Source organism: Dermatophilaceae bacterium Soc4.6 (genome assembly GCA_039889245.1).
GTDB lineage: Bacteria > Actinomycetota > Actinomycetes > Actinomycetales > Dermatophilaceae > Lapillicoccus.
In genome coordinates this window covers 2,447,457-2,459,584 of the sequence record JAZGVH010000002.1, presented here as the reverse complement: position 1 = coordinate 2,459,584, position 12,128 = coordinate 2,447,457, and the positions used below count along the sequence as shown (strand labels likewise).

At 74.4% G+C, this 12,128-nt stretch carries 9 protein-coding genes; 4 read left to right on the top strand and 5 right to left on the bottom strand.

Going from position 1 to position 12,128, the window contains the following annotated elements:
- Window positions 1–44: 44 nt before the first annotated feature.
- Together V3N99_11340 and V3N99_11335 are read right to left on the bottom strand one after the other, a co-directional pair.
- Entirely contained in the window at window positions 45–2,249 is a 2,205-nt protein-coding gene (locus V3N99_11340; GenBank protein MEO3937339.1) for a DUF6049 family protein, read from the bottom strand.
- Window positions 2,246–2,731, bottom strand: coding sequence for an NUDIX hydrolase (locus V3N99_11335; protein ID MEO3937338.1), 486 nt, complete (start codon window positions 2,729–2,731; stop codon window positions 2,246–2,248). Before V3N99_11335 ends, V3N99_11340 begins: the two co-directional genes overlap by 4 nt.
- A gap of 164 nt (window positions 2,732–2,895) precedes the next feature.
- Here V3N99_11335 and V3N99_11330 point away from each other — a divergent pair, with 164 nt between their 5' ends.
- The 3 genes from V3N99_11330 (at window position 2,896) to V3N99_11320 (ending at window position 5,746) form a co-directional block, all read left to right on the top strand.
- Window positions 2,896–4,338: a CCA tRNA nucleotidyltransferase gene (locus V3N99_11330; GenBank protein MEO3937337.1), complete on the top strand. Its 1,443-nt coding sequence runs from the start codon at window positions 2,896–2,898 to the stop codon at window positions 4,336–4,338.
- 314 nt (window positions 4,339–4,652) lie between these two features.
- Window positions 4,653–5,258, top strand: a complete 606-nt coding sequence (locus tag V3N99_11325) for a sigma-70 family RNA polymerase sigma factor (GenBank protein ID MEO3937336.1) — start codon at window positions 4,653–4,655, stop codon at window positions 5,256–5,258.
- On the top strand, window positions 5,258–5,746 hold the full coding sequence (locus V3N99_11320; GenBank protein MEO3937335.1) for a carboxypeptidase regulatory-like domain-containing protein: 489 nt from the start codon (window positions 5,258–5,260) through the stop codon (window positions 5,744–5,746). The genes V3N99_11325 and V3N99_11320 overlap by 1 nt, the downstream gene beginning before the upstream one ends.
- Before the next feature lie 16 nt (window positions 5,747–5,762).
- Here the strand turns inward: V3N99_11320 and V3N99_11315 are convergent, their stop codons facing one another.
- Window positions 5,763–8,414 carry a CHAT domain-containing protein gene (locus V3N99_11315; GenBank protein ID MEO3937334.1) on the bottom strand — a complete coding sequence of 884 codons (2,652 nt, stop codon included), beginning with the start codon at window positions 8,412–8,414 and terminating at the stop codon, window positions 5,763–5,765.
- Between the two features lie 58 nt (window positions 8,415–8,472).
- Between V3N99_11315 and V3N99_11310 the strand changes: the two genes are divergently transcribed.
- On the top strand, window positions 8,473–9,819 hold the full coding sequence (locus tag V3N99_11310) for a S8/S53 family peptidase (GenBank protein ID MEO3937333.1): 1,347 nt from the start codon (window positions 8,473–8,475) through the stop codon (window positions 9,817–9,819).
- A gap of 526 nt (window positions 9,820–10,345) precedes the next feature.
- Here the strand turns inward: V3N99_11310 and V3N99_11305 are convergent.
- Both V3N99_11305 and V3N99_11300 read right to left on the bottom strand, forming a co-directional pair.
- Window positions 10,346–11,437: an inositol-3-phosphate synthase gene (locus V3N99_11305; GenBank protein MEO3937332.1), complete on the bottom strand. Its 1,092-nt coding sequence runs from the start codon at window positions 11,435–11,437 to the stop codon at window positions 10,346–10,348.
- 71 nt (window positions 11,438–11,508) lie between these two features.
- Window positions 11,509–12,072: a PadR family transcriptional regulator gene (locus V3N99_11300; protein MEO3937331.1), complete on the bottom strand. Its 564-nt coding sequence runs from the start codon at window positions 12,070–12,072 to the stop codon at window positions 11,509–11,511.
- Between the last annotated feature and the right edge of the window lie 56 nt (window positions 12,073–12,128).

Below are 12,128 nucleotides of genomic sequence, written 5' to 3'. Positions count from 1 at the left end.
GTCCGTCGCGCAGCACCACCACGCGGCAGGGGGCTGCCCGCATCCTACGGGGCCGACACCGGACGGCGACGCCGACGCACGGAGCGCAGCACCCCGACGACCAGCAGCAGGACGAGGACGGCACCCGACGCGAGGTAGAACGTGCGCCCCGGGGGATTGGCGCGGATGTTGAGCTGCGCCGACGTGCCGACCGGCAGCCCGTCGCTCGACCGGAGCGAGACGGTGACGGGCACCAGTCCGGCGGCCACCGCCTGCACCCGCACCCGCACGGTCGCCCGGCTGCGGGCCGCGATGGGGAAGGCCTCGGGCTGCTGGAGCACCCGCAGCCGGGGGTTGCTCGGGCTGAGGCGCAGCACCAGACCGGCCACCGGCTCGCTCAGGTCGTTGACCACCGTGACCTGCAGGATGCCCTCGTCGGCCAGGAAGTTGGTGTCCTGGCTCAGGACCCTGATCCCGGTCGTGGCCGTGCGGGCCCACCGGGCCGCAGCGCCCACCAGGGACGCCGGGCCGGCCGGTTGGCCCCGCCAGCGGCTCGAGACGACCTGGTCGAGACTGTCCTGCCAGAGCCCGAGCTCTCCCGAGCGCCGCGGGAGCAGCGTCGTGACCGCCTCGACGGCCGTCCGGGTGCCGTCGACGCTGCGGCGCAGGTCGGGGGTCAGGCCGGGCCGGGCGACCTGCCACGTGCTGGCGCCCACCGACGTGAGGGGGTCTCCCGAGGCCACCGCAGCGCTGACGAGGTCATCGGCCGACCCCATCCGCACCCACGGCACCGCCGCCAGACCCGTGAGCATCGAGCTCAGGGCCTGCGCCGACGGGTCGATGCTGCGGGGGATGGCGATGAGGAAGCTGCGGTTCAGACCGGGGCTCTGGCCGAGGAGCGTCGCGGTCTGCGCCACCAGCTCCTGCGTGGCGAGCACCCCGTCGGAGACGGTGCGGGTGCGGGTCGTGAGGCTGCTCATCACGTCGTCCCAGCCCACGACCGGCAGACCGCCGGGTGAGAGGTGGGGCGCGGTGGCGCTGAAGCCGGACGTGCCCGGCAGCGTCGACGACGAGACGAGCGCGCCTCGCAGACCGGGTCCGTAGGCCGTGCGCAGCCCAATCTCGCGGTCGGAGGGCAGGCTCCCGTCGACGGCCCAGGCGATGCCCGTGGTCACCGCTGCGCCACCCAGCTGCCCGCCCAGGGCGCCCGCCCGCCGGATCTCGGCGCTGACGAGCGGGTCCGAGGGGGAGACGAGCGTGGCGGCGAGGTCGGGGTCGGCATACGGCAGGGCCCAGACGGGGTGGCGGGTGGCGCCGTCGCGCAGGCGGGCAGCGAGCCGCTGCTGGGCGCTCGTGACGGGGTCGGGCAGGGTGGCGCCGGGAGCCTGCGCCCCCGCGTCTCCCGTCGGGCTGGTCGGGCTCGAGGTCGGGCTCGAGGTCGGGCTCGGGCTCGGTGCGGGGCCGCCGGAGCCGGTCGAGCCACCGGACGGGGCGCTCGGCCCGGGGCCGAGCACCGCGGGGTCCACCGCCCAGGTCACGGGCGCGCCCGGCGCGTCGGTGCCGCGCAGGAGGCGGTCGAGCCGGCTCCCGCTGCCGAGGTCGCGCTGCCAGGCCCGAGCCCGCACGGTGGCGTCGTCGGCGTAGAGCGAGGTGTCGGCGGGCAGGGTGACGGGTGCGACGACGGCCAGGTCGAGCTGCTCGTACTCCTTGCGGGCATACCACCCGACGAAGGTGTGCACCGACGTCGTGCCCTGGTCGGAGGTCACCTCGAGGGCCACGGGCAGCACGCCGTAGGGAGCGCTGTCGCGCAGCGTGCCCGCCGGCACCGTGAGGGTGAAGGGGATGCTGCCCCCGGACGCCAGGCGGGGCGTCGGGGTCGCCAAGGCCAGCTGGGCACCCGCGGCCGGCGCGCTCGCGGTCGACCAGTCGGTGACGTCCTGACGGGTGGTGAGCAACGAGCCCCCCCGCACGAGGCTGACCCGTGGGGCGACCATCGCGGCGCCGCCCGCCGCGAGGACCCCGGTGACGGTCAGGTCGGTCCCGCGGGTGACCACGCCCGGGCTCATCGACCGCAACGTGAGGCCCCCCGAGGCGGGGACGGCCGCCGCGCCGGTCACGGGTGACCCGACGGGGGAGGCGGCAGCCGCCGCCTCGACGGGTGGAACCGCCGTCACGAGGCCGACCACGACGAGCAGTGCGCTAACGGCGAGCGCGGGTCGTCGCCGCAGGCGCTCCCCCGCTCGGGTCGGCCGGCTGACGACTGGGCTCACGCGGTGCCCGCCAGCCGCTCCCAGGCGACCTGGGCGATGCGCCGCTCGTTGGGGAAGGTGAGGTGTCGGTGCACCTCGGCCAGCGGGAACCACGCGACGTCGATGGCCTCGTGGTCCGGGTCGTTCTCGATGGTGAGCTCGCCGCCGGTGGCCTCGAGCAGGTAGTGGTGGACGAACTTGTGGATGCGGCGGTCGGAGGTGGCGAACCAGTAGTCGATCGTGCCGAGCTCGGTCAGCACCCGCCCGACGATGCCCGTCTCCTCGGCGACCTCGCGCTCGGCGGTCTGCGGCAGGGTCTCGCCGGGCTCGATGTGACCCTTCGGGAGGCACCACTCGATGCGACCGGCCCGGTTGCGTCGCGCGATCACCGCGATGCGGGCGGCTCCTTCGTGCACGTCGATCACGACGCCGCCGGCGGAGCGCTCCTCGACGGCGGGCAGACGTCGGGCCGGCCCGGCCGCCCCTTCCGTCGTCGCACTCATCCCCCCACGATAACCAGCGCAGCCGTGGGTGTCCGCCGCACTGCTCGGGCCCCGGCCGCCACGTCGGTGGGGTGAGGGGGTCGGCTCGCCTAAGGTGGGTGGTCGTGTCCGACACCCCGACTGCTCCCACCCCGGCCCTGCTGCCCGCTGCCACCGCTGCGCGCCTGCAGGAGCAGGCCGTCGCCGGCCTGGCCGCCGACCTGCCGCTGCTGCGTGAGCTCGGCAGCCTCTTCGCGACGGCCGGTCACGAGCTGGCTCTGGTCGGGGGCCCGGTGCGCGACGCCTTCCTCGGCCGCTCGAGCGCCGACCTCGACTTCACGACCGACGCGACCCCCGACCAGATCACCGCCGTCACCAGCGGGTGGGCCGACGCCCGGTGGGACGTCGGACGCGCGTTCGGCACGATCGGGCTGCGGGTGGGGGCCACCCAGGTCGAGATCACGACCTACCGCACCGACTCCTACGACCGCACCAGCCGCAAGCCGGAGGTCGCCTTCGGCACTTCGCTGACCGACGACCTCGTACGCCGTGACTTCACCGTCAACGCGATGGCCCTGCGCCTGCCGTCGCTGGAGTTCGTCGACGAGCACGGCGGCCTGGCCGACCTCGCCGCGAAGGTGCTGCGCACCCCGGCGTCGCCCCACGAGTCGTTTGCCGACGACCCTCTGCGGATGATGCGCGCGGCCCGCTTCGCCTCCCAGCTGGGCTTCGCCGTGGCGCCCGACGTGCAGGCGGCGATGACCGCGCGCGCCGACACCCTTGGCATGGTCTCGGCCGAGCGGGTGCGTGACGAGCTGTCGAAGCTGCTGCTCTCGCGCTCGCCGCGGGAGGGCCTGGCGCTGCTCGTCGACACCGGTCTCGCGGAGGTCTTCCTGCCCGAGCTGCCGGCCCTGCGCCTCGAGGTGGACGAGCACCACCGGCACAAGGACGTCTACGACCACTCGCTGACCGTGCTCGAGCAGGCCATCGAGCTCGAGGGGCCCCGTCGCGTGACCGGGGTGGCCGAGCCCCTCGAGGTGAGCCCCCCCGACCTGGTGCTGCGCCTCGCCGCGCTCCTGCACGACGTGGGCAAGCCGGCCACCCGCCGGTTCGAGGAGGGCGGCGGGGTCAGCTTCCACCACCACGAGCTGGTCGGGGCCAAGCTGACGGCGAAGCGGCTCCGGGCGCTGCGCTACGACAAGGACACCATCACGGCCGTGTCGCGCCTGGTCGAGCTGCACCTGCGCTTCCACGGCTACGGCACCGGAGAGTGGACCGACTCTGCCGTGCGCCGCTATGTCACCGACAGCGGCCCCCTGCTCGCCCGGCTGCACCTGCTCACCCGCTCCGACTCGACCACCCGCAACCAGCGGAAGGCTGCCCGGCTGTCGCGGGCCTACGACGACCTCGAGGTGCGCATCGAGCGACTCCAGGCCCAGGAGGAGCTGGCGGCCGTGCGCCCCGAGCTCGACGGCAACGAGATCGGCGCGCTGCTGGGTGTGCCACCCGGGCGGGTCGTGGGCGAGGCCTACCGCTTCCTGCTGGCCCTGCGCCTCGACGAGGGCCTGCTGGGCCCCGAGGTCGCGGGGCAGCGGCTGCGGGCCTGGTATGCCGCGCGGGGCGAGTGACTGGCATCACCCGGGTGGGCGATCGTGACCCCGCTGTCGTGGTCGCGCTGGAGGGCCTCGACCCTCGGCCCGGGATCTGCGGCCGCCACGAGGGGCCGACCACCCGGCCCGCGGCCTCGTGGCCGGTGCCGGACTGCGTACGCGGTGGCCCTTGCCCCCGGGCGCCGCCCCAGAGGATGCTCGAAGGCACTCCCGACGGCCCGGGTGTATCACGGCCGACCTCGCTCGCTCTTGAGGGAATGAGCCTCTCCGTCGCCCGGCGGTCACCGTCGGCAAGCCACCCCCCGCTCGACCCGTCGTCCCCTGGAGCCTCCGTGCCGACCGACCTGCCGACCGACCCGCCCTCGCTCACGACGCTCGTCCACGCTGCGGCCGCCGGTGACCAGGACGCCTGGGACGCCATCGTCGAGCGCTTCTCGCGCCTGCTGTGGAGCGTCGGCCGCTCCTTCCGGCTCGGGGAGGACGACGCCGCCGACGTCGTGCAGACGACGTGGCTCAAGCTGCTCGAGAACCTCGGCCACATCCAGGAGCCCGAGGCCCTGCCCGGGTGGCTGGCGACGACGGCCCGTCGGGAGGCCCTGCGGGTGGTGCAGCGCAAGGGTCGCGACCTGACCGTGCGCGACGACGACCTGGGGGCGGGGCTCGTGGACCACCGGGCCAGCGAGCTCGACCTCGCCCTGCTCGAGTCGGAGCGCGACGCCGCCCTGTGGTCCGGCTTCACCCAGCTCACGCAGCGGTGCCAGCAGCTGCTGCGGGTGCTGATGGCCTGCGACCGGCCTGCCTACGTCGAGGTCGCCGACTCGCTCGGCATGCCCATCGGCTCGATCGGCCCGACCCGGATGCGGTGCCTCGGCCGGCTCGAGAAGATCCTCGGCAGCTCCACCTATGCCTTCGGGCCCCAGCCGGGAGGGGTGGCGTGATGGCGACCGGACGATCCTTCGGGGTGCACGACGCCGATGCCGAGCTGCTCGCGCGGCTCGGGGTGCTGCTCGACGTCGTCGACCCCGTCCCCGACGACGTCATCGCCTCGAGCAAGGCCCTCTTCTCCTTCCGCGACCTCGACGCCCAGCTGATGCAGGTGGTCGACGGGCAGGGTCTCGAGAGCGCGGTGCGGGGCCCGTCCGCCAGCCGCATCCACTTCTTCGAGCTGGGAGACGTGAGCCTCGACGTCGAGCTGGCCATCCGCGATCCCTTCGCCGAGGTGCTCGGCGCCGTCGTGCTCGTCTCCGGCGAGCCGGTCCCCGCTGGGTGGTCCGTCGTGCTGGAGACGACGTCGGCGTCGTACAGCACCGGCGTCGAGCCCGATGGGCGCTTCGCGCTCTCCCGGGTGCCCCTCGGCCTCGTCCGCTTCCGTATGGAGTGCGGCGAGCAGGCGCCGCTCACGACCCCCTGGGTCGACGCCCGCTGAGCCGACCAGGGCGCGATCAGGCGCCGAAAGCCGTGAAGGCGGCCGTGGTCGCCCGCACCACGGGGCTCGCGGACTCGTCGGTGCGGGCGTCGCGCAGCCCCTCGGCGAGCGTCCCGCCGGAGGCCGCGCCCGCGTGCACGTGGGCCATCACGCTCACCGTGGCCCGGTCGTTGACCGCCGCCACGCTGGCCACGACCGACCGGGTCCCCATCCCGAGCAGGGCGCTGACCAGCCCCAGCGCCTCGTCGGAGGTCACCGCGAGCATCCCGGCGCTCTCGCAGGCGGAGAGCACCATGGCGCCCGGCGGCCGCACCAGACGCTGGAGGTCGTGCACCATCAGGGGTCCGTCGGCGAGGTCGATGGCGGAGAAGAGCGGTGCGTCGGTGCGCAGGTGCCCGTGGGCCGCGACGTGACCCAGGCGGGCACCGTCGAGCACGGCCAGGGCCCGCTCCACCGTCGCGTCACCGCCGTCGAGGGTGACCACCCCCGCATGGCTGCTCCCGACGAGCGAGGCCTCCTGCTGCTCGGTGGTCAGGCCGGGGCCGGTGACGAGCACGACCGGGCCGTCGGGTGCCGTCGCCTCCTGGGCTCGGTGCCACGCCGACAGCGACGGCGCGACCGTGAGCACCGACCCCTGCAGGGCGGGGAGCAGGCTCCACGGTGCGCTGAGCAGGGCGGCCGGCGGCACCAGGACGACCCGCTCACCCACCCCGCCGACCTCACCCAGCAGCGCGGTCTGGAGCCGGTGCCCGGCGGCGACGGTGTCGAGGGGCCGCCCGTGGGCGGCGCGGCGCAGGGCGAAGGTCGCGTAGGCCGCCTCCGACCCGGCCCGGCCGGCCGGCCCCACCACCCGGCTGCGCACCCTGCCGTCGCGGGCGGTGAGGACGAGCAGGGAGCCGTCGACCTCGACGAGGTAGAGCAGGCTGGCGTCGCTCAGGGCGGTGAGCGCCGTTGCGAGGTCGACAGGTCCGGACGCCGCGCCCTCACCGCGGCGGTGGCGCTGGCGACGTCGTAGGGCGGCCTCGAGGCGAGCCTGCTCCCGGGCCAGGGACGGGCCCGCCTCGTCCTGGGCCGAGCCGAGCCGTCTCGTGACGTCGCGCAGGGCCGCGACGTCGGCCGCCAGAGCCGGGTCGGCCCCCAGGCCGACGTCTCCCGCGAGGGCGGTCGCCCGCCACCGCTCGGTCCACCCGAGCACCTCCCGCGGCCGTCCCGCGCGCACGGCGTCGGTGACCGCGAGCCGGGCGAGACCGAGTCCGTGGTCACCGGCGAGCGCCCGCAGCTCGAGGTCGCCGAAGGTCGCCCGGTGCTCGTCGACGGCGTCGAGGCCGCGGCGGCAGGCGTGGAGCAGCGCCCGGCGCTCACCCCGGGCGTCGGCGAGGAGCGCGGCGGCGTACCAGCCGGCTACACGGGCGAGGGGTGGTCCGCTCCGCCGGGTCCGGGCCGCAGCCTGCAGGCTGGCCCGTCCCTCCTCGTGGTGCCCGGCGAGCGGTGCGGCCTGCCCGTGGAGCAGGAGCGCGACGGGTGCCTCGGGCAGCCCCGCGTCCTGCAGCGACGCCGCGACCCGACGCGAGGCCCGGGCGACCCGTGACCACGCGGCGCGCGGGGCGTCCGGCTCGACGAGCAGCTCGTCGCGCTCGGCCTGCAGCCCGAGCAGGCGGGCCCGCAGCGCCCAGGTGGGGCGTCGCTGGCTCCCGAAGAGGTGCGCCGCGAGGGTGGCGCTGACCCTCGCCGCCCCGGGGTCGCCCGACTGGCGCAGCGAGCGGGCGGCGAGGAGCAGGGCCTCCGCCCGAGCCAGGGGTGAGAGCCGCGGGGCGTCGAGCATGCCGCGCGTCATCGTGACCGCCTCGACCGAGAGCCCCGCGACCAGCAGCGCCTCCGCCCGGTCCATACCGAGCTCGGGCGGGACGGCCCCGAGGGCGAGGTACTGGGCCCCGACCTCCTCGAAGAGCGACAGCGCCCGCGGCACGTCCCCTGCACCCATCGCCGCGTAGGCCCGGTTGTGCCGGGCCTCGGTGGCCTCGCGGAGGGACCCGAGTGCGCGGTACTGCTCCTCCGCGACGACCGCGTCGCGGTCGGCCTCGGCGAAGGCCCCGAGGGCGAGGTGCACGATGGCCCGGTTGTTGTGGGCCCTCGCCTCCCAGAGGCGGTCTGCCTGGGCCTGGCTGCCGGCGAGCGCGAGGTCGAGGTTGGCCAGGGCGTCGGTGAAGCGCCCCAGCCGGTACTCCGCGTGGGCGCGGCGCAACAGCAGGCGATGCAGCGCCCGGGGCGGGGTCAACGCGGCAGCCTCGGCGAAGGCGCGCAGTGCAGCGCCGGTCCTGCCGGCGTACTGGAGGGCCTGGGCGTACGTCGCGAGGACGTCGCCCTCACGTGACGCGGTGGCCGCGGGCACGCAGTGGCGCGCGGCCCGTCGGGCCCTCCGCAGGTGGGCGAGCGCGGCGTCGGCGTCTCCTGCGTCCCGGTGGACGATCCCCGCTGCCTGGTGAGCCACCGAGGCGTCGTACGGCGAGGGGTCGCTCGACAGGATCTCCGTGGCCCTTGTCAGCGCGAGACGGGGCTGCGAGAGTGCGAGCGGAAGCAGTGTCTCGGCCAGGTCGGCGGCGCCGTGGTCGTCGCCGTCGCCGTCGCCGTCGGTGCCCTCGGTGTCGGGTCGGGGCGGGAGAGGTATCACGAGCGTCCCGAGCTGCTCTGCCTGAATGTCACACCCCACTGCGCAGGAGGTTTGGTTGATGTCGACTCATGGTGGCAGCCGCGACGTCCCACCGGGTGACCAGCCGCCGTGGGACCCCGACGGCGATATGGCCAGGCAGCTGCGCGCGATCCAGGCGAAGGAGCTCGTCGGGGCCTTCGCCGCGGTCGGTGTGTCGATCGGGATCGGCCCGGACGACGACCGCCCCGACGAGGCGGACTACTTCTACGCCCGCGGGGTGGTGCTGGTGCGTGACCGCGACGTCGAGCGGGTGCGGCGCCTGCTGGGGCTCGAGGGCGACGTCCCGCCCAAGGGCACCGGTCAGGACGACCGGCGCACACCCGAGCGTGGGCGCGGGCGGGCCGCCGGGTCGGCGGGGCTGACGCGGGTCGAGCTCCCGGCCGGCACCGACACGCTGCGGGCACTCGACGGGATCGACCGGGTGCTCGGCGAAGGCGTCGCCACCCCCGACCACGTCGTGCACGTCTGCCCCAAGGCGAGCTCGTGCCCGGCCACGGAGCCGGTGCCCGTGCCAGCGACGGCGCCGCTCGACCCCGGGCCCACGACGGACGAGCGCCTCGGCGAGGGGGTGCGGGTCGTCGTCGTCGACACCGGGCTGATCGCCGACGTGGCCGCCAAGACCCCCTGGCTCGCCGGGGTCACCGGCGACGAGGAGCAGCAGGGCGCGGTGGGTCGCTACCGCGGGCACGGCACCTTCATCGCCGGGGTCGTGCGGTCGATGGCCCCCGCGGCCCAGGTCGACGTCGAGGGCTTCCTCTGGGTCGGTGGCGGCATCCTCGAGTCCGACCTCGTGCCCGCCCTCAAGCGCTCGCTCGAGTCGATGCCCGACATCATCAGCATGTCGGCTGGGGCGACGACTCGTCACGGGCACCCGCTGATGTCGATGGAGGTCTTCTGGGAGAGGTGGCTGCGGCATGTGAAGGGCACGGTGCTCGTGTGCGCGGCGGGCAACGACGGCAACCGGGGGCCCTTCTGGCCCGCGGCCTTCCCGTGGTCGGTGTCGGTGGGGGCGCTCGATGCCGACGGGTCACGCGCCCGCTACTCCAACTTCGGCTCGTGGGTCGACGTGTGGGCGCGCGGTTCCGACGTCGTCACCGCCTATCCCGACGGGGACTACACCTATGAGTGGCCGGCAGACCCTCCCCGCCCCCAGCCGGGCGAGACGGCCACGTTCGACACGGGCCTCGCGAGCTGGAGCGGCACCTCCTTCGCCACCCCCCTCGTCGCCGGTCTGGTGGCCGCGCGGATGTCGTGGTCGGGGGAGTCGGCCCGCGACGCGGCGACCGGCCTACTGCGACAGTCGGTGCGCGGCGCCCGCCGTGGTGTCGGGGCGGTGCTCGGGCCGGGGATGGCCGACGCGCCGTGAGAGGCGGACGGTCAAACAGGCGGAGGAGACCCTCAGGGCGCTTCATACCCGTCTGACGTGGACTTCCTGCTCGCTTCTGCCTGTTTGACTGTCCGCCCACCCCTGTGGACAACCGGCAGGGGAGCGCGCGTCCCGGCAGGCTGGGGCGATGGCCCACGACCGCGTCGTCACCGAGCTCACCCGGCTCGGTGGCTGTGCGACCCGAGGCCAGCTGCAGCACGTGGTGTCCGGCCAGCACCGGAAGGTCGCCCACCGCCTGACCGGGGTCCTGTCGCACCTCAGTGCCGCGATGGCCCACGGGCCGTGGGCCCGTGTCGACCTGGGTGACGAGAGGCTGCGGCTGGCGCTGGAAGCAGAGGGACTCGCTGCTCACAGCAGCCGGGCCGACCTCGGGCGCGACTGTCACCGATACACCGAGCCGGCGGTGTGGTGCCCGCCCAACCCCCGTGCGCACGGATGCCGCGCACCCGGGGTGGGGTGCGCGGCATCCGTGGTCGTGCGGGGTGGTGCGTGGGGACCCGGAGGGTCAGCGCTCCTCGGTGCCCGCGATGTATGCCTCGAGCCTGGCCCGGCCCTCGGTGTCCTCGCGCTGCACGGGCGGCGACTTCATCAGGTAGGACGAGGCGGAGAGCAGGGCGCCGCCGATGCCGCGGTCCTTGGCGATCTTGGCCGCCCGGATGGCGTCGATGATGATGCCGGCCGAGTTGGGGGAGTCCCAGACCTCGAGCTTGTACTCGAGGTTGAGGGGCACGTCGCCGAACGCGCGACCCTCGAGGCGCACGTAGGCCCACTTGCGGTCGTCGAGCCACGCGACGTAGTCGCTCGGGCCGATGTGCACGTTGCGGTCGCTCTTCAGGCCGGCGAGGGGGCCGGTGAGGTTGCTCGTGACGGCCTGCGTCTTCGACAGCTTCTTGCTCTCGAGGCGGTCGCGCTCCAGCATGTTCTTGAAGTCCATGTTGCCGCCGACGTTGAGCTGGTAGGTGCGGTCGAGCGTGACGCCGCGGTCCTCGAAGAGCTTGGCCATCACGCGGTGGGTGATGGTCGCGCCGACCTGGCTCTTGATGTCGTCGCCGATGATCGGCACGCCGGCCGCCTCGAACTTCGCCGCCCACACGGGGTCGCTGGCGATGAAGACGGGCAGGGCGTTGACGAAGGCCACGCCGGCGTCGATGGCGCACTGGGCGTAGTACTTGTCGGCGACCTCGGAGCCCACCGGCAGGTAGGAGACGAGCACGTCGACCTGGGCGGCCTTGAGCGCGGCGACGATGTCGACCGGCTCGGCGTCGGACTCCTCGATGGTCTCGCGGTAGTACTTGCCGAGGCCGTCGTTGGTGACGCCGCGCTGGACCATGACACCGGTCGGGGGCACGTCGGCGATCTTGATGGTGTTGTTCTCGCTGGCGACGATCGCCTCGGAGAGGTCGAAGCCGACCTTCTTGGCGTCGACGTCGAACGCGGCGACGAACTCGACGTCACTGACGTGGTAGTCACCGAACTTCACGTGCATCAGGCCGGGCACGACCGCGCTGGGGTCGGCGTCCTTGTAGTACTCGACTCCCTGGACCAGCGAGCTGGCGCAGTTGCCGACGCCGACGATGGCGACACGAATGGATCCCATGGGTACTCCTTGTGTGTGGTGTCCCCGGCGGGAGGCCGCGGGGCTGGCTGGTCGTGCTGGTGTGGATGGCTTCAGGTGGAGGGCGGGACGGCGCGCTCGGCGTGGATGAGCTCCTCGAGCCAGCGGACCTCGCGCTCGGCCGACTCCTCGCCGTGCCGCTGGAGGGCGGCCGTGTAGGCGTCGGCCCGCTCGCGGTTGCGGGCGGAGGTCTCGCGGATGGTGGCCAGGCGCTCCTCGAGCCGCGAGCGCCGTCCCTCGAGGATCCGCAGCCGCACCTCGGCGGTCGTGCGGGCGAAGAAGGCGAAGTGCACGTCGAAGCCGTCGTCCTCCCAGGCGCTCGGCCCGGCGTCGTGGGCGACCGAGGCGAAGTGCTCCTTTCCGGCGGCGGTCAGCTCGTAGACGATCCGGGCGCGGCGGCTGCCCGCCACCCCCGGCTGCTGCGCGGCCTCGGCCACCCAGCCGGTGGCGAGCAGCTCACGCAGGCAGGGGTACAGCGAGCCGTAGGACAGAGCCCGGAAGGCGCCGAGGGCGGTGTTGAGCCGCTTGCGCAGCTCGTAGCCGTGCATCGGCGACTCGTGCAGCAGCCCGAGGACCGCGAAGTCGAGGAGGTCGGCACGGCGGGCGGTGCGGGCCATGGCTTCCTTCTGCGGTAGGTGACCTGACAAAGTCGAGGTTTGTCAGGTCACCATAC